The sequence below is a fragment of the Oscillibacter sp. GMB15532 genome (assembly GCF_041020825.1).
Classification (GTDB): Bacteria; Bacillota; Clostridia; order Oscillospirales; family Oscillospiraceae; genus Oscillibacter.
This window is the reverse complement of record NZ_JBEVTO010000002.1, coordinates 325,461-352,325: the sequence shown is the minus strand read 5'-3', so window position 1 is coordinate 352,325 and position 26,865 is coordinate 325,461. Positions and strand designations below refer to the sequence as shown.

General features: G+C 54.5%; 24 protein-coding genes and 1 tRNA gene. 6 read left to right on the top strand and 19 right to left on the bottom strand.

Annotated elements, in window-relative coordinates; all coding sequences use genetic code 11:
• Nucleotides 1–4: 4 nt before the first annotated feature.
• Complete coding sequence (xdhA, locus tag ABVS15_RS04180; RefSeq protein WP_369282492.1) at nucleotides 5–2,299, bottom strand: xanthine dehydrogenase subunit XdhA; 2,295 nt, start codon at nucleotides 2,297–2,299, stop codon at nucleotides 5–7.
• A 115-nt stretch (nucleotides 2,300–2,414) separates the two neighbouring features.
• Here xdhA and ABVS15_RS04175 point away from each other — a divergent pair, with 115 nt between their 5' ends.
• Both ABVS15_RS04175 and crcB read left to right on the top strand, forming a co-directional pair.
• Entirely contained in the window at nucleotides 2,415–3,011 is a 597-nt protein-coding gene (locus ABVS15_RS04175) for an NTP transferase domain-containing protein (RefSeq protein ID WP_369282491.1), read from the top strand.
• Complete coding sequence (crcB, locus tag ABVS15_RS04170; protein ID WP_369282490.1) at nucleotides 3,008–3,373, top strand: fluoride efflux transporter CrcB; 366 nt, start codon at nucleotides 3,008–3,010, stop codon at nucleotides 3,371–3,373. The genes ABVS15_RS04175 and crcB overlap by 4 nt, the downstream gene beginning before the upstream one ends.
• A 39-nt stretch (nucleotides 3,374–3,412) precedes the next feature.
• Here the strand turns inward: crcB and xdh are convergent, their stop codons facing one another.
• From xdh to ABVS15_RS04155, 3 genes are all read right to left on the bottom strand, one after another.
• Complete coding sequence (gene xdh, locus ABVS15_RS04165; protein WP_369282489.1) at nucleotides 3,413–5,962, bottom strand: selenium-dependent xanthine dehydrogenase; 2,550 nt, start codon at nucleotides 5,960–5,962, stop codon at nucleotides 3,413–3,415.
• A gap of 156 nt (nucleotides 5,963–6,118) precedes the next feature.
• A complete protein-coding gene (locus ABVS15_RS04160; protein WP_369282488.1) occupies nucleotides 6,119–6,748 on the bottom strand; it encodes a thiamine diphosphokinase in 630 nt (209 codons plus the stop codon).
• A gap of 181 nt (nucleotides 6,749–6,929) precedes the next feature.
• Nucleotides 6,930–7,109: a hypothetical protein gene (locus ABVS15_RS04155; RefSeq protein ID WP_369282487.1), complete on the bottom strand. Its 180-nt coding sequence runs from the start codon at nucleotides 7,107–7,109 to the stop codon at nucleotides 6,930–6,932.
• A gap of 139 nt (nucleotides 7,110–7,248) precedes the next feature.
• On the opposite strand from ABVS15_RS04155, the gene ABVS15_RS04150 reads away from it, so the two are divergent.
• Together ABVS15_RS04150 and ABVS15_RS04145 are read left to right on the top strand one after the other, a co-directional pair.
• Nucleotides 7,249–7,322 (top strand) — tRNA-Gln (locus tag ABVS15_RS04150).
• A 625-nt stretch (nucleotides 7,323–7,947) separates the two neighbouring features.
• Nucleotides 7,948–8,772: an enoyl-CoA hydratase/isomerase family protein gene (locus ABVS15_RS04145; protein WP_369282486.1), complete on the top strand. Its 825-nt coding sequence runs from the start codon at nucleotides 7,948–7,950 to the stop codon at nucleotides 8,770–8,772.
• Between the two features lie 193 nt (nucleotides 8,773–8,965).
• Here the strand turns inward: ABVS15_RS04145 and ABVS15_RS04140 are convergent, their stop codons facing one another.
• Nucleotides 8,966–10,468: a sigma-54 interaction domain-containing protein gene (locus tag ABVS15_RS04140; protein WP_369282485.1), complete on the bottom strand. Its 1,503-nt coding sequence runs from the start codon at nucleotides 10,466–10,468 to the stop codon at nucleotides 8,966–8,968.
• A 39-nt stretch (nucleotides 10,469–10,507) separates the two neighbouring features.
• Entirely contained in the window at nucleotides 10,508–11,836 is a 1,329-nt protein-coding gene (gene rpoN, locus ABVS15_RS04135) for an RNA polymerase factor sigma-54 (RefSeq protein ID WP_369282484.1), read from the bottom strand.
• Nucleotides 11,837–12,302: 466 nt separating this feature from the next.
• Here rpoN and ABVS15_RS04130 point away from each other — a divergent pair, with 466 nt between their 5' ends.
• A complete protein-coding gene (locus ABVS15_RS04130; RefSeq protein WP_369282483.1) occupies nucleotides 12,303–13,238 on the top strand; it encodes a 3-keto-5-aminohexanoate cleavage protein in 936 nt (311 codons plus the stop codon).
• 130 nt (nucleotides 13,239–13,368) lie between these two features.
• On the opposite strand, the gene ABVS15_RS04125 is transcribed toward ABVS15_RS04130, so the two are convergent.
• Nucleotides 13,369–14,286, bottom strand: a complete 918-nt coding sequence (locus ABVS15_RS04125; RefSeq protein ID WP_369282482.1) for an AEC family transporter — start codon at nucleotides 14,284–14,286, stop codon at nucleotides 13,369–13,371.
• 356 nt (nucleotides 14,287–14,642) lie between these two features.
• Here ABVS15_RS04125 and ABVS15_RS04120 point away from each other — a divergent pair, with 356 nt between their 5' ends.
• On the top strand, nucleotides 14,643–16,595 hold the full coding sequence (locus ABVS15_RS04120; protein WP_369282481.1) for an FAD-dependent oxidoreductase: 1,953 nt from the start codon (nucleotides 14,643–14,645) through the stop codon (nucleotides 16,593–16,595).
• Between the two features lie 96 nt (nucleotides 16,596–16,691).
• Here ABVS15_RS04120 and ABVS15_RS04115 read toward each other — a convergent pair whose 3' ends face one another.
• From ABVS15_RS04115 to ABVS15_RS04060, 12 genes are all read right to left on the bottom strand, one after another.
• On the bottom strand, nucleotides 16,692–17,468 hold the full coding sequence (locus ABVS15_RS04115; RefSeq protein WP_369282480.1) for an HpcH/HpaI aldolase/citrate lyase family protein: 777 nt from the start codon (nucleotides 17,466–17,468) through the stop codon (nucleotides 16,692–16,694).
• A gap of 102 nt (nucleotides 17,469–17,570) precedes the next feature.
• Nucleotides 17,571–17,951, bottom strand: coding sequence for a cupin domain-containing protein (locus ABVS15_RS04110; protein WP_369282479.1), 381 nt, complete (start codon nucleotides 17,949–17,951; stop codon nucleotides 17,571–17,573).
• Between the two features lie 55 nt (nucleotides 17,952–18,006).
• Complete coding sequence (locus tag ABVS15_RS04105) at nucleotides 18,007–19,287, bottom strand: TRAP transporter large permease (protein WP_369282478.1); 1,281 nt, start codon at nucleotides 19,285–19,287, stop codon at nucleotides 18,007–18,009.
• The gene (locus ABVS15_RS04100; protein ID WP_369282477.1) at nucleotides 19,284–19,811 is read right to left on the bottom strand and encodes a TRAP transporter small permease; all 528 of its coding nucleotides are present in this window, start codon (nucleotides 19,809–19,811) and stop codon (nucleotides 19,284–19,286) included. Before ABVS15_RS04100 ends, ABVS15_RS04105 begins: the two co-directional genes overlap by 4 nt.
• A gap of 29 nt (nucleotides 19,812–19,840) precedes the next feature.
• A complete protein-coding gene (dctP, locus tag ABVS15_RS04095; protein WP_369282476.1) occupies nucleotides 19,841–20,893 on the bottom strand; it encodes a TRAP transporter substrate-binding protein DctP in 1,053 nt (350 codons plus the stop codon).
• Between the two features lie 24 nt (nucleotides 20,894–20,917).
• The gene (locus ABVS15_RS04090; protein ID WP_369282475.1) at nucleotides 20,918–21,796 is read right to left on the bottom strand and encodes a DUF6282 family protein; all 879 of its coding nucleotides are present in this window, start codon (nucleotides 21,794–21,796) and stop codon (nucleotides 20,918–20,920) included.
• A 376-nt stretch (nucleotides 21,797–22,172) separates the two neighbouring features.
• A complete protein-coding gene (locus ABVS15_RS04085; protein WP_369282474.1) occupies nucleotides 22,173–22,835 on the bottom strand; it encodes a 3-oxoacid CoA-transferase subunit B in 663 nt (220 codons plus the stop codon).
• Nucleotides 22,832–23,527, bottom strand: coding sequence for a CoA transferase subunit A (locus ABVS15_RS04080; RefSeq protein WP_369282473.1), 696 nt, complete (start codon nucleotides 23,525–23,527; stop codon nucleotides 22,832–22,834). Before ABVS15_RS04080 ends, ABVS15_RS04085 begins: the two co-directional genes overlap by 4 nt.
• A gap of 28 nt (nucleotides 23,528–23,555) precedes the next feature.
• Nucleotides 23,556–24,482, bottom strand: a complete 927-nt coding sequence (locus ABVS15_RS04075) for a 3-keto-5-aminohexanoate cleavage protein (RefSeq protein ID WP_369282472.1) — start codon at nucleotides 24,480–24,482, stop codon at nucleotides 23,556–23,558.
• A 17-nt stretch (nucleotides 24,483–24,499) separates the two neighbouring features.
• Entirely contained in the window at nucleotides 24,500–25,297 is a 798-nt protein-coding gene (locus tag ABVS15_RS04070) for an HpcH/HpaI aldolase/citrate lyase family protein (RefSeq protein ID WP_369282471.1), read from the bottom strand.
• 148 nt (nucleotides 25,298–25,445) lie between these two features.
• Nucleotides 25,446–25,922 carry a cupin domain-containing protein gene (locus ABVS15_RS04065; RefSeq protein WP_312280220.1) on the bottom strand — a complete coding sequence of 159 codons (477 nt, stop codon included), beginning with the start codon at nucleotides 25,920–25,922 and terminating at the stop codon, nucleotides 25,446–25,448.
• Nucleotides 25,923–25,996: 74 nt separating this feature from the next.
• Entirely contained in the window at nucleotides 25,997–26,758 is a 762-nt protein-coding gene (locus ABVS15_RS04060) for a DUF169 domain-containing protein (protein WP_369282470.1), read from the bottom strand.
• Nucleotides 26,759–26,865 lie beyond the last annotated feature (107 nt).

Sequence of the window (26,865 nt, the reverse complement as noted above, 5' to 3'; positions counted from 1 at the left end):
CCTCTCAGTCCTGAATCAGCCCCGCCGCGCGGAACTCCGCGTACAGCACATGGGGCGTGATAGGGCAGCGGTCAATGGATACGCCTGTGGCGTTTAAAATCGCGTTGCGGATGGCGGGTGCGCCGGAGCAGGCAGGCGGTTCGCCCAGCGACTTGGTTCCGTAAGGGGAGGTAGGCTCTGCATTCTCCACAAACTGCCCCTCCAGATGGGGATGGTCCAGGAAGGTGGACAGCTTGTAATCCAGCAAGTTGTCGTTCAGGGGTTTCCCCGTCTTCTCGTCAAATTTCAGTTCTTCCGACAATCCGTAGCCAATGGCCATGGACATGCCGCCGTGGACCTGCGCCTCCGCAAGCTGGGGGTTGATAAGAGTGCCGCAGTCGTGGACGTTCACCAGCTCCAAAAGCTTCACCTTGCACATGGGAATATCCACCTCCACCTCGGCAAAGGAACAGCCGAAGGAATAGGCGTTGCTGCGGATGCTGGCGGTGGTTTCCGCGGTGATGTGGTGGCTGTCGTTCACGGAGTACAGCGCCTCCATTGCCACGTCTCCCAGGGTTTTCAGAATCCGCCCGTCGGGCTTGCGGACGATGTTGCCGTCCACCAAATCCAGATTGGAAATAGGCATGCGGGTCTGGTCGTGGGCAATCTGCAAAATCCGCTCCCGCAGGGCAAGGCCGGTCTGCATGATGGAAAAGCCGCCGATATAGGTCTGGCGGGAGGCGTAGGCGCCCGTGCCGAAGGGGGTGATATCGGTGTCCTGCGTGGAGACGGCGTGAACGTTTTCCACGGGGATGCCCACCGCATCGGCCACCATCTGGGAATAGGCGGTGTCGCAGCCCTGACCGATTTCCGTCTCGCCGGTCTGGAACTGGAGGGACCCGTCCTGATTCAGCACCATCCGGCAGGAGGAGCTCTCCATAGAGATGGGCCACACGGCGGTGTTATACCAGAACACCGCGCAGCCGATGCCCCGGCGGAGGGGGCCGGTCTGGTTCTTATATTCCTCGTATTTGCGCTGGAAGTCAATGTAGGCCATGCCCTTGTCCATGCACTGGTTGAAGGTGTCGGTATACAGTTCGTTTTTGGAGAAGGCGTCCACATATCCGACGGGCATTAGATGCGCCCGGCGGTAAGCCACGGGGTTTTGGCCCAGCGCCTTTGCCACGTCCTCGATATGGCTCTCTCCGGCAAACATGGCCTGCGGAATGCCGTATCCCCGCATGGCGCCTGCGGCGGGCCGGTTGGTGTATACCGACCAGCAGTCGCATTCCAGATTGTCGCAGGGGTAAAGCTGGGGGAAAGCGCCCATGCCCTTGGCCACCACGCCGTGGCCGTGGGAGGCGTAGGACCCCTGATTGGAAAATGCCTCGAACTTCCGGGCCACAAGTGTTCCGTCGGAACGGACCCAGGAGATGATGTGGGTGCGGATGGCGTGGCGGACGCGATTGGAGACAAACGTCTCCTCCCGGGTGCAATCCAGCTTTACAAGCCGCCCGCCAACCATGGAGCTGAGCCACGCGCACAGGGGCTCGTACAGCGCGTCCTGCTTGTTGCCGAAGCCGCCGCCGATGTAGGGCTTGATGATGCGAACCTTTCCCCAGGGAATCCCCATGGCCTGCCCAACCACTCGGCGGACAATGTGCGGAATCTGGGTGGAGGAAACCACCACCATCCGGCCCGCCTCTTCATAGGCGAAGCAGCCGTGGTTTTCGATGTGGCAGTGCTGAACGGTGGGAGTGTCGTACCAGCCCTCGACCTTGATAAGGCCGGGTTCCTGAATGGCGGACTGATAGTCGCCCCGGCGAATCTCGGTGTGGGCAAGGACGTTGCCGGGATAGTTCTCATGAATCTGCGGCGCGTCCGGCTCCATGGCCTTCTGCGGGTCCAGCACAAAGGGAAGCTCCTCGTATTCCACTTTGATAGCACGGATGGCCTGCATGGCGGCAACCTCATCCTCCGCCACCACGGCGGCAACCTCGTCCCCGTAGTACCGCACATGCTGGTTCAGCAGCTTCCGGTCCGCTACGTCCTGATGAGACGGATCCATGGACCAGGGATGGCCCGCAGTGGGGAAGGGAATGTCTGGCACGTCAAAGCAGGTGAAGATTTTCACCACGCCGGGGATACCCTCCGCCTCACTGATATCGACGGACTTCACGTATCCGTGGGCGATGGAGCTGTGCTTGATTTTTGCGATCAGGGCCGAGCCGTCGCACAAATCATCCATGTACTTTGCCCGGCCTGTGGCCTTTTCGTATGCATCTACGCGTATGATGCTTCTGCCGACGCTTTTGCTCATGGTGTGGCCTCCTTTATATTGGCTGAACCTCTCCCGCACGCTTGACTGGACATGGGAAAAGTGGATATACTATGGGGGAATATGAAAAACCAAAACGAAGTTTGGGGGTTCCTGTATGAAAAAACCGGGCTGTGTGGTGCTGGCCGCCGGAAATGCCAGCCGCTTTGGCAAAAATAAGCTGGAGGCCGCGCTGGACGGACGTTCTTTGATTCTGCGCTCTTTGGAGACTGTTCCAACGGAGTGCTTTTCCTCCGTGGTGGTGGTCACCCAGTATCCGGACGTTTTAAAGCTGGCGGGGGAGTTTCACTTCGCCGCCCTGCTCAACGACAAGCCGGAATTGGGCCTGAGCCGCTCCCTTCAGTTGGGGCTTACAGCGCTGCGGGATTGCACCGCCGTGTGCTTTCAGGTGTCGGACCAGCCGCTTCTGCGAAGGGAATCCGTAGCCGCGCTGGTGAATTTCTGGCATGAGGAGCGGGAGAAGCTTGCCGCCCTTTCCCACGGGGGCGTTCGGGGAAACCCCTGTATCTTTCCCGAGAAATTTTATCCCGAGCTGATGGAGCTTTCCGGCGACGTGGGCGGCGCGGCGGTGATCCGCCGCCATGAGGATGAGCTGCGGCTTTTGGAGGTTCCTCCCGGAGAATTGTGGGACGTGGACACGCCGCAGGCGCTGCGCCGGGCGAAGGATTTGCTGGGGGAGGGGAATATCCTGTGAATTTTCTGGTTGTGGGCCTTGGCGGCGGCTTGGGAGCCGCCGCCCGGTATGGAATCGGGCTGCTCCCCTGGAGGGGGAGCTTTCCCGTCTCAACGCTTCTCATCAATCTCTTAGGAGCGGTGGTCATCGGCTTTCTCTCCGGCTTTGCGGTTCGTCGCCGGATGGATGACCGGCTTGTGCTGTTTTTAAAAACCGGGCTTTGCGGCGGCTTTACCACGTTCTCCACCTTTTCACTGGAGTCGGTGCAGCTGATCGCCGCGGGGGACCGCGGACAGGCCGCGTTTTACATATTCCTCAGTCTGGCGGGCTGCCTTCTGGGGGTTTGGCTGGGTCAGGCCTTGAGCCGGACCCTGCCGGAATAATTCCGGAAGTCCCGGCGGTCCTCCCTTGGGAGGGCCGCTTTATTTTTTAGCGTAAGGCGTGTTCTCCAGCGGCAGGCTGGTGCGGAACACCCCGTCGTAGCGGAAATAAGCGTCGGCGATGGCGGGCGCGGTGGGGATGGAGGTGATTTCTCCGATACCGATGGCCCCCAATGCCACGTTCAGGCCGGGTTTTTCCACAATCAGGGCCTTCACGTCGGGAATCTGGTTGGAGCGCAGCAGGCCCAGCGTGCCGTATCTGGCAAGGGGCTTGCAATCCTGAAGGGGATATTTCTCCGTCAGCGCATAGCCCATGGACATCACCACGCCGCCTTCAATCTGCCCTTCCACGGAGGTGGGGTTCACGGCCCTGCCCACGTCGTGGGCAGCCACAATTTGCTTCACTGTTCCGTCGTCGTTGAGAATGCAGATCTGCGTGGCGTAGCCGTACGCTACGTGGCTCACGGGATTGGGCACGTCGGCGCCCAGCGGGTCGGTCTTCGCCAGATATTCTCCGTAAAATTCCTGCCCCTCCAAATCCGCCAGCGTTTTTCCATTCAGCGCCGCACAAAGCTGGTCACAGGCACGAAGACATGCCTCGCCGGTAACCAGCGTCTGCCGGGAACCGGAAGTAGTGCCGGAATCGGGAGCGAGATAGGTGTTGGACCGCTCGTAAATAATATCGTCCCGCTTAAGGCCTGTTTTTTCCACCGTCATCTGGGTCAGGACTGTACCCAGTCCTTGCCCGATGCAGGAGGCACCGGCGAAAATGTGGAGCTTTCTGTCCGTTACCGTCAGCTTTACGCGTCCGGTATCCGGGATACCCACGCCCACGCCCGCGTTTTTCATGGCGCAGCCGATGCCCACGTATTTTGCGGCGTCATAATAGGGTTTCACCGCCTCCAGCGTTTCGGCAAAGCCGGTGGATTCGTCCACAAGCTGGCCGTTGGGCAGTTCCTGCCCCGGGCGGATGGCGTTGCGCCAGCGGATTTCCCATGGGGTGATACCCACTAAATCCGCCATCTGGTTTAAAAGGCTCTCCACGCAAAAACAGGTCTGGGTCACGCCGAAGCCCCGGAACGCGCCTGCGGGGGGGTTATTGGTGTAATAAGCCCAGCCGTCGATTTCAAAGTTCTGATAGTTATAAGGACCTGACGCATGAGTGCAGGCCCGCTCCAAGACAGGGCCGCCCAAGGACGCATAGGCCCCGGTGTCCGCGATGACCTCCGCCGCCACGCCCTGAATGATGCCGTTTTCGTCGCAGCCCATGGAAAACTCCATCTCCATAGGGTGGCGCTTAGGGTGGATGAGAAGGCTCTCCGCCCGGGAGAACTTCACTTTTACCGGACGCTTGGTGAGATACGCCACCAGCGCCGCATGGTGCTGGACGCTTACGTCCTCCTTGCCGCCAAAGCCGCCGCCCACCAGCAGGTTTTTCACCTTCACCTTTTCGGAGGGCAGGCCCAGCATCCCCAAAATCTCATGCTGCGTGTCATATGCGCCCTGATCCGTGGACCAGACCGTCACGCCGTCGCCCTCTGGAAAGGAAATGGCGCACTCCGGTTCCAGAAACGCGTGCTCAGTCCACGGTGTTGAAAAACGCTGGGTCAATATATGCTTCGATTTGGCGATGGCCTCCGCCGGGTTGCCCCGCTGGATGTGCTTGTGGGAGAGGAGATTGCCGCTTTTGTGGACCAGCGGCGCGTCGGGCAGCATGGCATCTCTGGGGCTGCGGACCATGGGAAGTTCCTCATAGTCCACTTTTACCAGCGCTTTGGCCTGCGCCAGAATTTCCTGTGTCTCAGCGGCCACCACGCAGATAGCATCCCCCAGATAATGGGTGATGTCGCCCACGGCAATCATGGTGTCCCAGTCCCGCACAAGGTGGCCAACTTTGTTATTTCCGGGGATATCCTCCGCCGTGAAAATGCCCACCACGCCGGAAAGGGCCTTTGCCTCCTCCGTGTGGATGGCCAGCACCCGCGCCCGGGGATAAGCGCTGCGTACCGCGCTGGCGTAAATCATTCCGTCCAGATACACGTCGTCGGGATAAATTCCCGTGCCCGTCACCTTTTCCCGCACGTCGACCCGCGGGACCCGGGCACCAAGGCCCCAATCCTCGGGCGGTGCGGGAATCTCTCCGGCGCGGAGTACCTCCGCCGCCAGCAAAATCCCGTCGATAATTTTCACATACCCGGTGCAGCGGCAGATGTTGTTGCGGATGGAAAATGCCGCCTCCTCCCGGGTGGGAGTGGGGTTGCCGTCTATCAGCGCCTTGGCCGAAATCACCATGCCCGGGATGCAGAACCCGCACTGCACGGCTCCCGCTGTTCCAAAGGCATAGGCAAACGCGTCCTTTTCAAAGTCGCTCAGGCCCTCCACCGTTATGATGGTTTTTCCCTCCAGTTTGTCTGTCTGGGGGATACAGGCCTTGGTGGGCTTTCCGTCCACCAGCACCGTGCAGGTGCCGCAGGCACCCTCGCTGCACCCGTCCTTTACGGAAGTCAAATGCAGCTCGTCCCTCAGGAACCGGATGAGCTTTTGGTTGTTCGGCACGGTTACAGCTTTGCCGTTTACGGTAAATGTTGCCATCGTGTACTCCTCCTTCAGCTCCGTGCCCGCCCCGGTCCCACGGCTTTCAATGGGCTGCACTTTCATTCCTGAAAGGTCAACCTTTTAGGCAATTATACAATACCTTTTTGCCCGGCGCAATCTTTGTTTATACAGTTCGTTATACCACTTATAGTATCACGAGTTTAGGGGATACAACTCCCATCCCACTAGCAGCGCGCCCCGGCGGACTGAGATCACGGCCTCCTGCTCCAATACATGATTGCTGACGCCCAGCGGAAATTCCGGTGTGAGCACGGCACTGCACAGGGGATACTGGAATCCCGTCTCGTCCACGCCCTCCGCCCGGTCGCCCAGACAAAACGCGGAAAACAGACCCCATTCCACCTCTTTTTGGACAGTGAGGGACTCGTTTTCGATGGCTGTCCAGAGAAAATCGTCGCCATACAGCCATCCCCGGGCCCCTCTGCGGCGAAGAAACAGAAGGGATTGAAGGTTTGCCAGAGTATGGTCCAGCCGTTTCCCGCCGGTAAATCCGTAGAGGTAAAACGCGTCGCAGCCCTTTTCAAGCCCGGTTTTCAGAGCCAGCATGGCGTCGGTGTCGTCCTTTTCGACAGGGGAACGGTGTACGGCCACGCCGGACGGTTCCTCCATGGAGTCGAAGTCACCCAGCACAAGGTCTGGCGCAATGCCAAGCTTTTGGCACAGAAGATAGCCTGCGTCGGCGGCGATGATCAGGTCGCCGGGGGCGGGCCGCTCCCGCAGGCCGTAAAAGCTGCCTGCGGCGAAAATAAAACAGCGTTTCATAGGTACTTCCTCTGTTTCTCCCGATTCCGGGCGGGCAAAGGATTTGCCTGCCGGTTTTTCCCGAATTGTATCACAATCTCCACCGATTGACAAACCCGGAGCGGACAAACGGACCCCGGCTCCGCCGAAAGCAGAGCCGGGGTTTTTCGGGGAAATTCCGCTTTTTCGGCGCGGGCAGGTATTACATAATGTGTTCTTCGCAGAAATTGTCCACTACCCGCACGCCCATTTCGCCCCGACTGGCCACGGGGAAGAGCGCGATGCTTGTCGGGTCAAAAGCCGGACAAAGCCGCTTTTCCGGTTCCAGGCGCAGGGCGGGTGCGTGCCTGACCGTTCCGTCAGGCCGCTGTTTTTTGTTCATAAAATCACCCTTTGGTAGTGTGTGAACGGGCGCAAAAAGTATTCCAGGTATTTTTTTAAAAAGGGGTTGACAAGTCCGGAATTTTTTGTATAATAATATCTGTTCGCTGCGCATCTCACTTGTGCTTCGGATGGCAGATAGCGGGTTTGTGTAATGGTAGCACGCCGGACTCTGACTCCGTCTGTGAGGGTTCGAATCCTTCACCCGCTGCCAAAGTAAAAAGCCGTCAAACTATTGGGAAACCAAGGTTTGACGGCTTTTTACTTTTTATTTATGTGATTTTGCGCAGGCGTTAAAAAGCATTAAAATGCGGCACGGTGGTTAAAAGTGGTTAAAAAGATTTTTGGCATTTACCCTTATCCGGTGGTTTTCCAAAATATTGGGCTATGCTGCTGGTGGCAAAAATAGCCTGTTCATCTCCTGTATGGGTGTAAACGGAGGATAGTATTAACCTGATACACAAGTAGGTGCGTACGCTGGTGTTTATGTACCGCGACGGCGGATTCGATCGAAAGCTGGCCGTTGGAGTGGAGACGGCAGTATCATATGGAGAACAAGCCCGGAGGACTGAACTCCTCCGGGCTTGTTCTGCTTTCACCGATGCTGACTGTTTTGCATTCTTTGCTCCGTTAAGAAAAAGCAAAGGTTCTGGATTGAAGGGAAATTAAGCCATTTGCTTAAAAATTAAGAGCGTATAGGACGAAATTTCTGTCAACTCATAATATAGCTTTGTGATATAATCATTTCAAAACGGCTATTATATCCACAAAAGCACATATCGGATACCCATATGCTATTTATAAGTATTGCGAATATTGAGAAGAGGTAAAATCATAATATGTCGGATTTAATTTATGAAGTAGAAAATCATTTGGCCCGCATTACACTAAATCGCCCAGAGCATCTCAATTGTTTCAGCGAAGAGATGATTCAGCTCTGGGCAAGCGCGTTGGAGGACATCCGGGATCGGGATGATATTTATGTTGTTCTTCTGTCGGGAAACGGAAAAGCGTTTTGCGCCGGAGGAGATGTAAAGGCCATGGCAACTGGAAATGGCTTCTTCGAAAGCGATGGGGATATTACTTCCACTGCGCTTGCCAGAAAAAACTCTCTTTGGGACGGAATCCAGCGGATCCCACTGATTCTGGAGGAAATCGACAAGCCGGTTATTGCAAAGGTTCACGGCGCAGCTGTGGGCGCGGGGCTGGATATGGCACTGATGTGTGATATCCGCATTGCTGCGGAAAGCGCATCGCTTTCCGAAAGCTATTTCAACGCGGGAATCGTACCCGGAGACGGCGGCGCTTACTTTTTACCTCGCCTTGTAGGGCGAGACAAGGCCCTTGATTTGTTTTTGACAACGCGGGTTTTAAAAGGCCCTGAAGCGGAAAGGATCGGCCTTGTCACACGCGTTGTACCGGATGACCAGTTGGATGATTATGTGGAACAATATGTCCAAAAACTGCTGGATGCGCCCCAGCAGGCCATGCGCCTGACGAAGCGTGCGATTGACCAGAGCGAACAAAGTACGCTGCGGGCCTCGCTGGATTTGGTTTCTTCCTTTATGGGCATTGTGACTGAGCTGGATGATTACCGGATACGGACAGCTGCGTTGGTTGAACGTTTAAATAAAAAATCCAAAGAAAAGGCTGAACGACAGTGAATAGAATGGCCGGACGTCATATGGCGTCCGGCCATTCTGTTTTTAAAATGCCTATATTAATGCGGCGGGGCTTTCCCGCAACAGGACCTCCAAGGCTGCAATCAGGCAGTTTATCGCCGAAGATGGAACGAAGAAGCAGACCCGAAGGGCGGTTCCTTCCCAGCGGTGCTTATCCCGAGTGCTTACAATGCCCCTATTCCGGCAGGCCCGCCCTCTTATCATTTTTGATATTGAGCTGCTTTGCCTTGCGTACCAGTGTGGATTGCGACATCCCCAAAACCTTGGCCGCCTTATACGTGCTTTTGTAATTGGACAACGCTTCGGAGATCATCTTTTTTTCCAGTTGGTCCACTGCCTCCTTCAGCGAAAATGCGGAGGCTGACTCTGTATTTGCATCCATATTCAGCTTCCCGCTGAACACGGTTAAAATCTGCTGGGGTGTGATGGCATTGCCGCTGGATATAATCACCAATCGCTCTACCACGTTTTCCAGTTCCCGCACATTTCCCAGCCAGTCGTGCTGCTCCAGCAGGATGACTGCCTGACTGAGAAAAAACTTGGACGTTTTATATTTTTTGTTAAACTGCATCAAAAAGCTGGAGGCCAGCAGAGCCACATCCTCTCTGCGCTGGCGCAGGGGGGGAATCAAAATGGGTACCACATTCAGCCGATAGTAGAGGTCACACCGGAATTTGCCCTCGTTAACCTGCTGAAGCAAGTCCCGGTTTGTGGCGGCAATAACCCGAACGTCAATTGGGATATTGTGTGTGCCGCCTACCCGGCGTATCTCCCGCTCCTGCAAAACGCGCAGCAATTTTGGTTGCAGGTGAATGGGGAATTCACCGATTTCGTCCAGCATAATGGTACCCCCGTCTGCCACCTCAAACAGGCCGATTTTTTGCTTAAACGCACCGGTAAAAGCCCCCTTTTCATAGCCGAACAGCTCTGACTCCAAAAGGTTTTCGGGGATTGCTGCGCAGTTGACCGAGATAAAGGGGCCATCTGAGCGGAGACTTTTATTATAGATTTCCTTTGCGACAACCTCTTTTCCCACGCCGCTTTCTCCTGTGATTAAGACGCTGGCATCGGATTTGGCGATGACCGCAATCAATTTGCGCAGGGCGATCATTTCCTTGGAGTTGCCAACCAGATTCGTTGCGGCCTGGTTGTCCCGCAGGTACTGTAATTCCTCCTGCATCCGATTGTTTTTTTCGATCTCCTGCTCCAGCTCGTCCTTCCACTTCGCCATCATGGTCAGGTCCTGTATCTGCGTAAATATCAGCACCAGCTCTTCGTCGTTGAAAATGGGAGTGCTGCGCACCACCACCTGACCGCCGTCCGGCATCTGAGAGACAACAACCACCTCTCGCTTTTTTTCAATTGCCTGCAGGCAGGCGGGGGTGTTGGTCGGCACCTTTAAATAATTATAGGCGAGGTCCACAATGCTGTCTGTTAATTCATGATGGATGTCGTCCAATGAAAGATAGTAGTTCATCGTTCTCGTCACTTCGTGAATACTGGAAATATGCCGATGAATGACTTCCTGTCTGGGCAGCTTATAAGTATTTTCCCATGCCCGGTTCACAAATTGCACGATTCCGTCCGGAGTGATGAAATGAACCGGCTGCCGGATCAGATCTGCAAGCTGAAGGATATCGATATAGGATGTATCCCAGTTGAAAGGCTCTTTACCCATGACGCAAGACTCTCCTTCATATTCCATTTGCGGAATTATTCAGACTCGACGCGCGAATACATTGGGAATCCCCAGGTCTAAGCGGTACTTGGCAATGGTCCGGCGGGAAATATTCAAACCGTTTGTGGCAAGCAAATCGGTGATCTGCTGGTCGCTCAGCGGCGCACAGTGATCCTCGGAAGCAATCAGCTCTTTGATTTTTCTGGTCAGCCCGTCGTTGGTGATATCTGAATTTCCAACGTTGAGTGACACAAATTTCCGCAGGGGAAACGTCCCGCGGGGACAGCTCAGATATTTTCCCCTCAAAGCCCGGCTGACCGTCGATTCATGACACGACAGCTCCTGCGCCAATTCCCCGAGGAGCAGCGGCTCAATGGGACCGCCGTTTTCAAAAAAGGCTCTTTGACGGTCCAGTATCAATTCACAGAGGTGCAGAAGTGTTTTCCGGCGCTGCTCAAGGGCCGTTTGCAGCACCTTGGCCTGCCGCAGCCGGTCATATAAATAGGTGGTACTTTCCTTATCATGGGCCCCCTTCAGCAGCTTTATGTAGTATTGACTGATGTGGATGCTGCCGCTCCATTTGTCGCAAAGGCAGACATCCCATCCGTTTTCTTTCGGTAGCATCAGAATATCCGGAATGACATAGGCCCTTTCAGCGGGGGCGAAACAGGCGCCGGGATATGGTTCCAGCCCGCGAAGGACCTGCAATGCCTGCTCCAACTCCGGAATCTTTACGCCGCACTTCCTTGCAAGGCGGCTCATAGACAGCGTGCCCGCTGATTCCAGACAGTTCTTTACAAAATATTCCGCAGTTTCACATGGTCGGGGCAGTCTGCGCAGTTGAACCAGCAAGCACTCCCGTACGGAGGGAGCGCAGACACCGACCGGTTCCAGCCCGCGCAAAAGGGCAAGGCAATATTCCGAGTCCTCGGCCGCGCCCTTGCAGCAGGCCGCCGCCTGCTCCGGGGTGATCTTCAGCCTCCCGTTGTCTTCGATGGAGCCGAGGAGAAAATTCATCATTCTCTGCTGCGCGTCCGTTAGCTTTAAAAAGTCGATTTGCAGGCGCAGGTACTGCTCTAAAGACATTGTGCGCCTGTCGGGGATTTCCGGCTCCGGCATGTCCTCCGCCACCGCTCGTTCATAAAAACCCCGGCTGTATACCGGCTGCTGGCTAAACCAATTGGCAAGCCTGAGGTCCTTTTCAATTTCGCTACGGTCCCGCTCAACATTGATTAAAGGATTTTCGTTTTCAGCCTGATTCAAAAATTCACTCAGCTCATCTCCGCTCATTTCAAGAACTTCCAGCCGCTGCAACTGATACTGGTGCAGCTCCTGGCCCTGTCGGACCGTTTGCTCGATTCCCGACACAGCGTTTTCTCCTTTCGATTTACTTTTGCATTATTTTGCGAGAAAACAAACCGCTTTTGCTGATATTAAATATAGCACAGCTTAAATTCATTTCGCAAATGCTGTCACGCCTTATTTTTAACGGAAAAAGTCAAAATTGAATTTTTGATTTATTTATAAGTTAATATCGACTTACTTTTTGAAGTGCCGGTGTTTGCCCCTAAATATCGCATACTGAGCCGCTTTCTACACTTCTCAGCGTGTCTTTATACAAAAAATATTTGATCATTAAACTCTTTAAATGCGCAAGTCATTTTTGACTTGCCTTTTTTTGCGTCATTGTGCTTGTCTTAGTCAACATGTCTATTTATTGACAGCTTTTTTTCCAAACTTGTAGATTCTATGAAATTTCAGAAATTTTTTAGTTTTTACGACTGTTGGCCTGAAAAATGCTTTACAAAGTAGGGTCATAACAGGAGGTTTTGCAATGAATCAAAATAGAAAAGCGTTTATTACGGCAGAAATAACAGGGACGGTGTATGGTTCAGGCATGAGTCCGTATCTCCCCGTCATGCCACAGCAGATGATCGATGAGGCAGTTCGTTCTTATGAAGCGGGTGCTTCCATTGCACATGTTCATACGCGGAGCCCAAGCACCGGCGAGCCGGATGCGGACATAGCCCGGACGCTGGAAATTGTGGGCGGAATTCAGCGGCGCTGCGATATGATTGTCTGCGTAGGCTCCTGTGGAAGTCAAACGGCGTCTTTTGAGGAGCGGTTGGCCCCCGTTTCAAAATTGCAGCCGGAAATGGCGGATTGCAATATTGATTCCATGAATTTTGCCATATCCGATGTTTCGGAAAGAATTCTGGACGGATACGGCTGGAGAAAGCCGTATCTCCGTGAAACCGGAGGATGTGCACTTACGAATGCGTGTGCCAATATGGAGATGTTTGTCCGCGCAATGAACACAAATGAAACGCGTCCCCAATTTGAAATTCATGATCCCAGTATGCTGAATACTGTGGCTTGTTTTGTAAAAAGCGGAATTGTCAGGCCACCTGTGTATTTGCAGTTTGTGCTGGGGGTTCAGGGGGGCATCTCCGCTTCCGTAAAAAACCTGCTGTTCTTAAAGGAAACTGCCGACCTGCTGCTGGGAGTCGACGGCTATATCTGGTGTGCCGCCGCTGTGGGCCGGCACCAACTGCCCATGGCGGCGACAGCGCTGGCAATGGGCGGCAATGTCCGCGTGGGACTGGGGGACAGCCTGTATCTCCGCGCCCATGTGCTGGCGCAGTCCAATGCTGAGCAGGTCACTGCCGTCCGGAGCATTGCCGACGCCATGGACATCGAGCTGGCAGTACCCTCCGAGGTCCGGAGTATGCTTGGCCTGAAGGGTTCCGATCGGGTGGTCCTGACATAATAGGGCATTGATTCACATTGTCAGTTTTATTAATTCGGGGTCGCCATGATGTTTAAGCAGGGCGGCCCCGGATACGTGCTCACTGCCTGCGATGGGTACGGCAAATAGATTGATGCCCGCTCATAGGCTCTTAGATAATTCTGGAGCAGAGCAGATAGATCAGGGGAATTGTCAAAACAGAAAGCATGGTGCTGGAAATCACGCAGGCTGCGGCCAGAAAGCCGTCCTTTTCATATTCCTTTGTGAACATTACCGTCATAGCGCCTGCCGGAAGGGCGGCCAGGACGACCGATACGCCCGCGACGGCTGCCTGTGTGATTCCGGATAGCTTGAGCAGTACCAGCACAATCAGCGGCATTCCAAGCAAGCGCCAAAAGCAAAGCTTCCAGATTTCCCTGTTCAAAAACATCTCGGGTTTTAAGTCGGAAATAACGCAGCCAATCAAAATCATGGACAGCGGGGTTGTACAGTTTCCTAAGGAAGAAATGGCATTTTCAAGCGGAACGGGCAGGGTGATCTCCAGCCAAGCGACCAGCAGGCCTAAAACAACCGCCCACAGGGGCGGTGATTTGAGCAGGCGTTTCATCCAGCCGCTTGATTTCCCAGCCACAAAATAGGCAATTCCAATCGTTAGAATAAAAATGCGTGCCGGAAGCAAGGCCACGGACAACAGCATAATTCCCTCCGCACCATAGATTCCGCCAATGACCGGCAGTCCCATAAAATTGCCGCTGGGACAAAGGATGGCAAAACGCAGCACCGGCTGCTGTGCGGCTGGCTTCTTCCGATAGAGCAGCACACCGGCAAGTATGTAAAGCAGATGTACCGCGATGGTAATCAGTATCATCAGAACGGAGCTTTTCAGAATGTCATTGGGAATGCGCTCGAAAAAAGCCGAAAATATGCTGCACGGCAAGATTAGATTAATCATCATTTTTGAAAGGCCGCTGCTGACTCCTTCCGTGATGATTCCGGTTTTTTTTCCCAGCGTCCCAACTAAAATCATGACCAGCAAAGAGCATTGCAGTTGCAGAATTGTAATTGTCATTTTTGTGATTCTCCCATCCGGTAATACAAGTCGCTTATAGTTCCCTTGGATATAAGAGCAATTTGCATACCAGCTGTTTGATTTTGCGTAAATCTATTTTTTCGGAGAGAGAAGCTGGCGCAATTCTGCCCCGGACACGAGAGTTGGCATGGAAAATGCTAGTCTTAAGGTTGAGATACCGGGCTGTTCGTCATCCGAGAAGAGTTCGGCAGACGTGCGGCCTGATTTGGCGGAGCGCTCCGCCAGGCAGCCCGTGCCATGCTCCCATTGCATGGCCTTGTTCCACTGGCTCCCGCCAAGTGCCTCGGGCGCTTTATGTTCAGCCGCTGGTTTCACAAATGAAAGGAGACATTATAATGCAGTATCCGTATCTTTTTTCTTCCATCGACATTGGGTCCATGCATGTAAAAAATCGTATTTTTATGGCGCCCATGTCCTCCCATCTTGCAAGTACCACCGGCCATTTGACGGACGAAATGCTTGCCTACTACGAGGCACGCGCCAGAGGAGGGGCAGGCTATATCACAATTGCCAGCGTTTTGATTGACCGGCTGTCCCGCTATGGCACCTTTCGAAACGTTGGCCTGTACGAGGACGCTCAAATTGAGGAACTTCACCGGCTGACCGACATAATGCACCGCCACGGGGCGGCAGTGGGCGCACAGCTGCTGCATCCCTCCACGGCGGCGCTGTCCCGATACAACGAGGGCCGCAGGCCTGTTGCCGCGTCTCCGGTGGAGGCAAGAGCTTATCAAGAGCTTCCCCGGGAACTGACGAAGGAAGAAATCCGGGAATTTGTTTTAAAGTTCGGTGCCGCCGCCCTCCGGGCGGAAAAGGCGGGCTTCGACGCAGTGGAAATTCACTGCTGTCACCGCCACGGGCTGCTGGGGAATTTTCTCTCTCCGCTGCACAATAAGCGGGTGGATGAATATGGCGGCGGGGTTGACGGGCGGCTGCGGATGCCACTGGAGGTTATTTCTGAAATTCGCAGGCAGGTAGGCCCGAATTTTCCTGTCATTGTACGGATGTCCGCCACGGACGGGGAGCCGGACGGACAGTCCCTCCTTGAGGGAATCTACATCGCGCGCCGCTTTGAAGCGGCCGGGGTGTCTATGATTCACTTGTCCAACGGCTCTCTGGATATTCCGTGGAAAACCACCGCACCGTCCGGTGTTCCTCAGGCATTCAACGCAGACCTTGCGGAAAAAATCCGAAATTCCATTCATATCCCTCTGGGGTTTATCGGCCGCATCAATGAACCGTGGGTTGCCGATATGGTGATTGAGCAGGGAAAAAGTGACGTGGCCTATATCGGCCGCGCGCTGATTGCAGACCCTGAATTTCCCAACAAGGCGCAGGAGGGAAGGGAAAACGAACTCTGTCCCTGTATCGGCTGCCTGCGGTGTCTTGCCACTGTGAATGCGGACGGCAGCGTCTGCTGCACCATAAATCCCGTAGCGGGGCACGAATTGAGGATGGAGAAGGCACAGGCGGCAAACGTACCTTCTAAAAAGGTATTGGTCATAGGAGGCGGACCGGCAGGACTGGCTGCTGCTGCCGAAGCGGCCCGGCAGGGCCATCAGGTGACGCTGGCGGAGCGTACCCACCGTCTGGGCGGGCAGATGTATCTGGCTGGATTCCCTCCCTGCAAGCATGACGTGGCAAAGGGGACACGTTACCTCATTGAGCAGGCCGAAGCCGCAGGAGTGCGCATACAGCTTGGGAAGAGCATCTCCGCCGGCGATATTTCCGCGCAGGAATACGACGGAGTGATTTTGGCAGCCGGTTCGGATCCCATTCTGCCCCGCTTCTTACAGGGAGCCGCACAATTGGTCAGTGCGCAGGACGCGCTGGAGGGCAACGTCACCGTCGGACGCAACGCCGTGGTCATCGGCGGGGGACCGGTGGGCTGCGAAACTGCAGATTTCCTTATCCATCCCCACAACGATCTCGGCCCCAACAGCAGACGTGTAAGCATTGTCGAAATGGACGACTATTTGGAGAAAAACGAAAGGACAGCCGCCCGGATGCTTTTGGTGGAGCGGCTTCTTGCCAAGGGCTGTCGAATTGTTACGGGCGCAACCGTGGAATCCGTCGATGGAGATACGTTGCATTACCTGAAGGACGGGCAGTCTGAGGTTATTGAACACATTGATACGGTGGTGGCCGCCATTGGGACCAGAGGCGATACGGAGCTTCTTTCTGCACTGAAAGAGCTGCCCGTGCCTGTGCAGGCCGTCACGGATACGGTCAACATCCTGCTGGCGATTTCCGGCGGACGGGATGCTGCCAGAGCGCTGTTCCGGTAATTAATTCAATAGAACCTTGAGAACGCGCAGAGAAGCGGGGCGAAATGAAAATTTCGCCCCGCTTTCTTGCGGTCTGTGGATCTATTTCAACGGAGATTATTGAGCCGCAAAGCCCGTGCGGACTGCTCCAAGGCACTTGGCGCTTTCCGTGCGGAAAAACACCTGGTCGTTCATGCAGGTGACAAGCTGAAAGCCCTGCTTCAGGCGCTTGATGGCCGCGTCCTGATTTCCGGTCACGATTCCTGCGGTAATGTCATATTTTTTGCAGGCATTCAGCACGGTTTCCACCGCTTCGATCACATCTGGGTGATTGACGTCTCCCGGGTGGCCCATGTCCTGAGAAAGGTCCGCCGTGCCGATAAAGATGCAGTCCAATCCCGGAGTTTGGCAGATTTCTTCGATGTTTTCAACGCCCAGCTTGGTTTCGCACTGCATAATGGTATAAAGATTCTCGTTGGACTGCTTGGTATAATCCTCGTACATGCCCCATCTGGGTCCGCGGCCGCCGTTTGCTCCCCGCTTGCCCAGAGGAGGATATTTGACGTAGCGGATGATTCCGTCCGCCTGCTCCCGGGTTTCCACCATGGGAACCATCAGGCCGTGAATGCCCACATCCAGCAGGCGGCTCATCATGGGCAGATCATTGGGATCATAAACCCTGACAAACGCGGCCATGCCGTATAACTCGCAGGCCCGGGCCATATCCACCATTGTTTCCGTATCGGTCTGAGCATGCTCTGCGTCGATGATGATAAAGTCCATTCCGTTGATGCCCAGGCACTCACAGTTCATTGCGGAGCCGGAGGCGACAAAGGCTCCCAGAACATATCCGTTTTTAGTCAGCTTTTCTTTCACAAAATTCCGCATTTTCATATGGCTGTTTCTCTCCTTCAAAGGTGTTCGGCCTTGATTTTTGGTTTTATTGAAAAAAGGTCCGGAAGAATACAATGTTCCTCCGGACCTTTCGCGCGGTTCTTATTTCTTCAGGGTTTCCAGAAACTCCATGTAATTCTTCTTGAACTCGGGCCGGGGAGTTCCGAAAATGTCCATCTGGAAGCAGGGGATATCCGTGTCGTGGACATCAATGTAATGCATCACGTTGGCGGGAACCACCACAAAGCTGCCGGGTGTCAGATGATAAGGGGTGCCGTCCACATAGTAGTCGCACTCGCCCTCAAGCACCAGAGCGACCTGCTCCTCCGGGTGAGAATGGGGACGCTTCTCGTGGCCGGCGGTGACCTGTCCGAGGGTGACGGTCATATCGTCGGCGCCCATGGCCAGCGTAACCTGCTTGATTCCTTCGCGAATGGGTCTCCAAGGCATTTTGTTCCAGTTTCCAGACATAATTTCACTCATGATTTTTACTCCTTTAATATTGTTTTTATCAGTAAATGGGGCTAACAAAGTTTTATCAGGCAAGCCCCATCATCTGCGGCACGAACATCACAAGCTGCGGGACATACGCCATCAGCAGCGTTGCGACAAGGGCTGAGATAATAAATGGGATCAGGGGCTTGGTCAATCGGTCCAGGGGAATTTTTGTAACGTTGGAGGTTACAAACAGGGTCATGCCGACAGGGGGGGTTACCAGGCCGATGGTCAGCATGATGCAGAACCAGACGCCGAAGTGAACCGGCTCCATCCCTGCGTAGGTAGCCAGCGGCATCATCACAGGCGTAAAGATGAGCATGGCAGCGGTAGCTTCCATAGCGCAGCCCACAAGAATCAGGATTGCAAACATCATCATGATGATGACCGCTCCGCTCTGCGTAATGCCGAGAACGGCGCTTTCAATCGTGGCGGGGACCTTTGCAATTGCCATGGTCCAGCCCATGATGTTACCGAATCCAATGATAATGAAGATACCTGCTGTGGTGCCGACGGAGTTCATCAGTACCTTGGGGAAGATTTTCAGATTCATTCTGCCATAGATCATGCCTGCGACAATTGCCGCAAACACGGCAACCGCACCGGATTCGGCGGGGGTGAAGATACCGGCTGTGATGCCGCCAACCAGAATTACGGGCACCAGCAGGGCGGGAATTGCCTTGACGAAGCTTTTAAGTGCCAGCTCTTTGTCAAAATGGTCAGTGCTCTTGGGAAGCCCGCGCTTCTTCACGTTGAGGCGAATCACGATAATGTAGGCCAGGCCGATCAGCAGGCCGGGGATGATTCCGCCCATAAACATCGCGTTGAGAGAAACGCCCGTCAACACGCTGAAGTAAACAAACGTGGTGCTGGGAGGGATAATGGGGCCCAGCACGCCGGAGGCGCAGACCAGAGACGCGGAGAAGTCGTCGGGGTATCCGTCGTGAATCATCTCCGGGACCACCACGGCACAGAGAATAGCCGCGACGGCGTTGGCGGAGCCGAGAATTGCCGATAGAATCATGGCCACGAGAATTACCACGTAGGCAAGGCCGCCGCGGAAATGCCCCACCAGTGTCCGAACAAAATCAATCAGCTTTTCAGTGACGCCGCTGGCATTCATCAGCTCGCCTGCCATAATAAAAAACGGAATGCAGGTCAGGCTGCTGACGTTCATGCCCGCGAAAATCTTTTGTGTGAGAATGTTGAAGTAGGAGTCAACGCCCATCGTCATTACGTGGGCGAAACCAGCCAGTCCGAGAACAAAACAAATGGGAACGCCAAGAACCAGCGTCACCAGAAAAACGGTAAGTACTGCTATCACTGTGCCTTGTCCTCCTCTACCTTGTTTCGATACGCGCCGCGCTGCCAGCCGGTAAAAATGTTGTAAAACTTCTCCAGTGTAAATATGAAGATGATCCCCAGACCCAGTGCAATCGGCAGATAGGGCCAGAACATCGAAACCTTCAGGCCGATGCTCACCTGCCTGACAATGGAGGGGGTTTGCAGCGTTTGCAGGGCATTCATAAACATATAGCCCGAAAACAGCAGACAGATTGTGTTAATTACAAGTGACAGAATCAGATTAACGGTTCCCCGCACGTGAGCGGAAATGAGGTCAAACGCCACCAATCCGCCTTCTTCGCGATAGACTGCCGCACCGCCCAGCATTGCCACACACACAACGCCGTCGCGTATCAATTCATCGGCCCAGGAGAAGGATAGTCCGAACATATAGCGGCGCACAATTTCCGCCAGTGATACAACCAGCATAATTCCCAGGGTCAAAGCGGCCATAGCCTTTGCTATAAAGGCGATTGCATCAAGAATGCGCTGAATTTTTCCCATGTTTTACCCTCTTTCAACAGATTGCGCGTTTACTGCAAGCTCTGTGCCATATCAATCAGGTTGGCGATTTTGGGATCTTTTTCACGGTATGCATCCCACGTTTTGGTGGCAATATCAACAAACTCCTGACGTGCATCGCCCTCGATCGTATTAAACTGAACGCCCTTATCCTGACAGGCAGCCACGGCCTGAATCTCATAATTGGGCAGGTATTTGCTGAAGAGATTCTGGGCGCCCAGATCCATGCCGGTCAAAATGGCGTCCTGCTGGTCGGCGCTCAGACTGTTCCAGAAATCCAGGTTCATCACCAGCATGGAGGGGAAGGGATACAAACCGATTTCAGAGACGTATTTCAGCACCTCGTAATGGTTCATGGCGTAAATGGAGGTCATGTTGATTTCCTCGCCGTCAACAACGTTGTTCTGCAAAGCGGTGAAGACCTCGCTGTAAGGCACGGTGACGGGGCTGGCGCCCAGATCTTTCATAACGCCTTCCAGCATGTTGGAGCTGGCAATGCGCAGCTTCAGTCCCTTCAGATCGGCAACGCTGGTGATGGGACGCACGTTGTTTGCAAACAGCCGCATGCCGTTTTCGCCCACGCCGACAATCTTCAGCCCCAGATCCTCACCCACCTGGTCAAAAATCGCCTGAGCGGCATCGCTGGTCAGGACCTGATATTCCTTTTCGTAGTCACTGATCAGGAAGGGGAGCTGAAAAGCCTCAAACAGGTTTGTGTAAGTATTAAAGGAACTGGTGGTAACCGTCACGCACTGGATGGTACCGTCCATAATCTGCTGCATCATGTCGGCTTCGCCGCCCAAGACGCCGTCGGCCTGATAGTCAATGGTGATGTTGCTGTTTTTCTGCATGTAGTCAATTGCATCTTGGTCGGCGGAATACTGGGGCATGGAGCTGCTGCCGTAGTTGCCCCAGACGATGCTGACGGGCTCGCCGTCACCTTGGGTGGCGCTGCCGGAAGCAGAAGCTGCACCGGAAGAGGAATTGCCTCCGCAGGCAGTCAGAAAGAGCATAGATAGTGCCATAGCTGCCGACAGCAAGGGTTTTACACGATTCTTCTTCATAATTTCCTCCATAAAGTGTTTTATTTACACATTCAACAGTAGCGCGGGATTCTTCTTGGTAATCAGATTAATGTCCTCTTCGCTGAGACCAAACTTGTCCATCAGCACACGGATGAAGCGGTACATGCCCTCCACCGGGGAGCCGTTGCCGTTTTGCCCCATGTCGGAGTCCAGAATCATGCGGTCCAGCGGAACTGCCTTGAGCATTTCACCAATCACTTCGTCGCCCAGAGTGCCCAGCTTGGAGCCGCAGGTGAAGACGCAGACATTGATTTCGATGAATGCACCCAGATTGGCCCACTTGGTCATCTGCTCGTAGCTTGCGCCAATGTGGAACTGGGGATGGTTGACCAGAATATACTTTACGCCAAGCTCCGTGGCCTTTTCCACCAGATGATCGATTTCCCAGGCGGTTCCGTGGCCGGTGCCGAGAACCACGTCCTTTTCCGCAAGCAGCTTGAGGACTTCCACGGCCTTGTCGTCCATGTTTCCGTTCTCATCCACATAGGTAACCGGCGTCTCGGGGACAGACATCTTGCCCGCGCCCACAAAGGTGCCCTTGTGGTGGTCGATGTGATTTTTTGAAGATACCGTGGGGAAATAGATAATCTTTGCGCCCATATTAATTGCCGCGTCCACTGCCAGCGTGTTGAAAAGACCGATGGAATTGTTCAGTGCCATAGAGCTGTAAATCTCAACGCCCCGGGCGTCGCAGTGCTCCTGAACCATCTTGACACCCATGCAGCTGGGGAAGTAATGGTCCTTGACCAGAAATCCGCGATAACCGGCCACAACGGCCTCCTTCAGCATATCGGCGGCATCCACCGCGCGATTAGCCACAGAGGGGCCCGCATGGACATGAATATCCAGAATCCCCTTGAGAATCTCTCTTTCGTCTGTCATAATTCTCCTCCTCAAATTTCATGTGATTTTGTTTGTTGGCTGATTAGACTCCCTGTAAGGTGTCATCCCACGTTTGTAAGTATAGCAATATTTGTGCCATCTTTCCAAATAATATCTGGTGAAAAACTCACAACAACTTTTCAGGGGCAGTAAGAGCAAATAAAGCCAACAATTGCAGGCGGTTTAAAGACTTGTCCCATTGTTCGGACATGAGCCGCTCTGTCCCCCGAAAAAAAGGGACTGCCAACGCAAGTTGTTTTCAACTCGTTTTTTAAGGGCGTGATATAAAAATGACTTATCGGACAGCCCCGCAAGGTTCATCCGCAGCGTGGAAAAGGCAGTGTCTTAGGAAAGCAGCTCTTTTGAGTTTGGCGTATTAGGCCCCCAGCATCGGTTGCAGGTTGTCCGCCACATGAAGCGGGGCGTCGGTGGCTGCACAGACTTCTTCCACCGTGTATTCCGGATTGATTTCCATCAGTAGCAATCCTCCGTCCGTGACTTTCATAACGCCCATTTCCGTGATGATGGTGGTGACACACTTTACCGCCGTGTAGGGCAGTGTGCACTTTTTCAGAATCTTGGGCTTCCCCTTGGCCGTGTGCTCCATAGCGACAATGCACTGCTTAGCCCCCACGCACAGATCCATGGCGCCGCCCATTCCCGGCATCTTTTTGCCGGGAATAATCCAGTTTGCCAGACTGCCTTCCTCGTCAACCTCCAGCGCGCCCAAAATGCAGGCGTCCACATGGCCGCCGCGAATCAGTGCAAAGTTGGTGGCAGAATCCGTAAAGGCGCCGCCGGTAAGGACGGAAGAGGGGGCTCCGCCCGCGTCCGTCACATGATAAGGCGCATAGTGTCCCTCTTCTTCACCGGGCCGCCCGCCGGCCCCGACGATGCCAAGCTCCGCGTGAATCGTCACCTCAATGTCCTTTGGCAGAAAGGTGGGAATCATGGTCGGAAGGCCGATGCCCAGATTCACAATGTCCCCGTTCTTCAATTCCTTTGCCGCCCGTGCGGCAATTACTTCCTTTGCGTTCACTGCGCTGCGCCCCCCTCCACGATATAGTCCACCAAAATTCCCATGGTCATCACATCTTCCGGCTGAATTTCGCCGATGTTCACCAACTGCTCCGTCTCCACAATTACCAGTTTGGCGGCGCCTGCCATGGGGACGTTAAAGTTGCGCATGGTTCCCTTATACCAGACGTTGCCGCTCAAGTCGGTTTTGTAGCCGCCAAGCAGCGCCACGTCGGCTTTCAGCGCCTTCATCAGAAGATAGTCCCTGCCGTCAATCGAGAGCTTACGGTCAGTGAGAGGACTTTCCTCTACAACGGTACCTACGCCCACCGGCGTCAGGATGCCGCCCAGTCCCGCGCCCCCGGCGCGAATCATTTCCGCAAGGGACCCCTGAGGGACCAAATCCACCTCCAGCGTTCCCTCCATGGACTGCTGGCCCACCTCGGGCGACATGCCCACGTGAGTGGCAATGACCCGCTTCACCTTGCGCCAGTGAATCAGGCCGGCCACGCCGTAATAGGGCTCGCCCCCGGGGCCGACTTCCCGGCCCATGTCGTTTCCAATCAGGGTAAAGTCGCCCTTGTCCGATTTAATCAGCTCGTCGATAATTGCATGGGCCTGCCCGCAGCCCAGAAAGCCGCCGATCATAATAGTTGCGCCGCTGGGTATTAACGCCGCCGCTTCCTTTGCGGAAATCACCTGTTTATTTGCCACGCATGCTCCTCCATTTCGTAAATGTATCTTAGAAATTCACCTGATCGGCGCCCTTGAGATTCAAAATCGCCCGGGCTTCTTCCGCTGTGGCAACCTCCCGGCCGAGAATGTGCGCCGCTGCGGCAGCGGCCTGAATCTGCTCCGCGTTGGATTTGGCGAGTACACGGGGGCGGATGTACAGGTTATCCTCAAGGCCCACACGGGCATTGCCCCCCATGGCCATTGCCGCCGTAATCATAGGGAACTGATGTCTTCCGGCAGCCGCGCAGGACCAGTTGAATTCGTCAAGCTGCTTTTCGGCGGTGTTGCGCAGGAACACCAGATTGTCCACCGATGCGGGGAGCCCGCCCTGAATGCCCATAACAAATTGCAGATAAATGGGGCACTTCAAAATTCCCTGCTTTTTGAAATAGGCAATGTTGTTGATCATGCCTGCGTCATAGACTTCAAACTCTGGAATGGTGCCGTTTTCCTGCATGGTGTGAATGTAGGTGTCCAGCCCCTGATAGGTATTGGCAAATACGTTGTCGTAAGTGCCCGCCAGATATGTTTTCTCCCACGCGGGGGCGTCGTCCGTCAACTGCGGGACAAGTCCCGCCAGAACAAAATTCATGGAGCCCGCGTTGCAGGAGGCCAGCTCCGGCTTCATATCGGGGACCACAGACAAACGCTCCTGCACCGTCATCATCTGGCTTGCTCCGGTGGTAATGCAGATGATCACGTCGCACTCTGCCTTGATAGCGCTCACCATCTGACGCATCAGCTTGAGATCGGAGGACGGCTCCCCGGTTTTGGGATCTCTTGCGTGGAGATGGACCACAGCGGCGCCTGCACGGGCCGCGCCAACCGCCTGAGCGACGATATCCTCCGGCGTAATGGGCAGGTATGGGCTCATGCTGGACACGTGGACCGCGCCGGTGATGGCGGCAGTCAAAATTACCTTATTGTTTTTCATAAAAATGCTCCTTTCCCTTATTCCTTCACAAGCTTTCTGACCTCTTGAAAGTGCTGCTTGGTGCGGCTGTGGAAAAAGCCGAGATCGTTCATGCAGGTGACAAGCTGAAAGCCCTGACGGATGCGTCTGGCCGCGTCGTCGGCGCTGGCGGTCACAATGCCGGGAATCACGCCGTTTTTCTTGCAGGCCGCCAAAATCCGATCAATTGCCGCCACCATCTCCGGCGCTTCCACCTGATGATTGGCGGAGGAATCGGCCTTAAACTGAATGCCCATTTCCAGAGACAAGTCGCCTGTTCCGATAAAAATTGCGTCCAGACCCGGCGTTGCGGCAATTTTTTCAATATTGTTCAGGCCCTCGAGGGACTCGCACTGAACAATGCACAGGGTATTGTCGTTGGCGTTTTTCACATAGTCGTCGTATGCGCCCCAGCGGGGACCGCGTCCGCCGTTGGCCCCGCGCTTACCAAGGGGAGGATATTTTAAGTACTGCACTGCGTGCTGTGCCTGTGCGGGAGTTCCCACCAGCGGGGCCATCACGCCGTGGACACCCACGTCCAGCATTCGGCTCATCATGGGCGCGTCGTCCGGGTCATAAACCCGGACCAGCGGCGCCATGCCGTACAGCTCCGAGGCGCGGCACATCTGGACGATGCTTTCCGCATCCGTCTCTGCGTGCTCACAGTCAATCATTACGAAGTCCAGTCCGCCAAGGCCGAGAATCTCGCAGTTTACCGCCGAACCGGAAGCCACAAAAGCACCCAGCGCATAGCCGTTTTCCGCAATTTTTTCCCGGACCAAATTACGCATTTTCATATCGTATCTATCCTTTCCATGCCCGCCTGACGCACCTTTTTTGGCGGCAGACGGGCCGCGGTGTTTTTAATTAAGTACAGAGGCCGGTTTTCACAGGCCTCCGTACGTAAATGTTCTTCATTGAAAATTCCTGCGGAGGGTGAAAAAGTTATCCTCTGACCTCAGCGCCGGTATCCTGCGGCTCAGTCAGGTCGGGAACCTCCCGGCCGCCTGCATCCCAGTCGATATCATATTCGGATTTCAGCCACGCCTTGTACTCGTCGCAGCTTGAGGAGCGCTTGGGAGACATGATATCCATCTGGTAGCACGGACCCTGAGAGCGATAGACCTGTGCGTAGTGCACATAGTGAGGGGGAACGTTGACCCAGCAGCCGGGGGACAGGCGATAAGGAACGCCGTCCACCCAGTAGTCGCACTCGCCCTTGACGACGGTTGCAATCTGCTCGTTGGGATGGGTATGGGGGCCGATGGGCATTCCGTTGAACATCTGACCCAGACACATATGCATGTTGGCGGCCTCCATAGCAAAGCACTTCATGTAGCACATGACCTTGCCGTCGACATCCTTTCTGTGGTTGGGCATCCAGGGGAGATCGTTGTAGTTGCCGTACATAATTTTAGCCATGATTCAGTTTCCTTTCCGATTCGTTTATTTGCCTTTTCAGCGCAGAGATTTTCTTTGAAGAACAGGGGATCGCGTCAAAACTCCAGATAGCTCTGGGGAAGGCCCTCCAGAATGTCGGAGGTCAGGCTGTAAGATGCAATGGGATAGCGCAGGCCGTTTTTACTCAGCCCTTCCAAACCGTTTACCGCACGCACCAAATCCTGAGGGGAAAAGGTCAGCCGCAATTCGTTTTCCCCCATACCGGCAAACTTTTTATCCGCATAGCACGGCAGGCTCATGGACGGCTCTCCCGTCAAAAAAGTCTTTCCCCAGGAGTCCGAGCAGGTGGACTCGCCCACAAAGGTGAAATTCAGCTTTTTATAGTCCTCAAACTGATAGCCCGACAGCAGCATAAATGCCTGCGCGGGGCTCATGTACAGCACGCATACGTCCGGCTCGATCCGCCCTGCCGTCAGAGGCGACGCTACCACGGCGATGTACTCCGGCGGTACGCAGTTTAGCGCCAGATTGTGCGCTTTCGCTGCTTCAAGATTGTTAAACCAGACGCCGTTGAAGATTTCACCGGAATACCACTTTTCATCACGTTCAAACATTCCGTTGATTCCGCGGCAATAATTTGCGTGCACATTTTCAGACTTGCAGGCGCTGGTCCAGTTATACTGAGCGGCATGACCCACAATGGTGCACGGCGGCAGATGCTTCTTATGAATCCGCACCTTTGGAATGCTTTGAAGCTCCTCCTCCGTTTTAATCCATTTCATGGCAACAGGAGGCGTTTGCAGGCGCAGCAGCTTTGTCAGCCGCTCAACAATACTTTCCCAGTCATAGTTTTCCATGATGTCACTGTCCCTTCCTCTCAATGACAGGACTTTCTTGCCGGGCTGATTCGGCCCGATAAATCCTGTCCGCTTTTTGTAATAGCATTTTGGATGCCAAGTCGCGG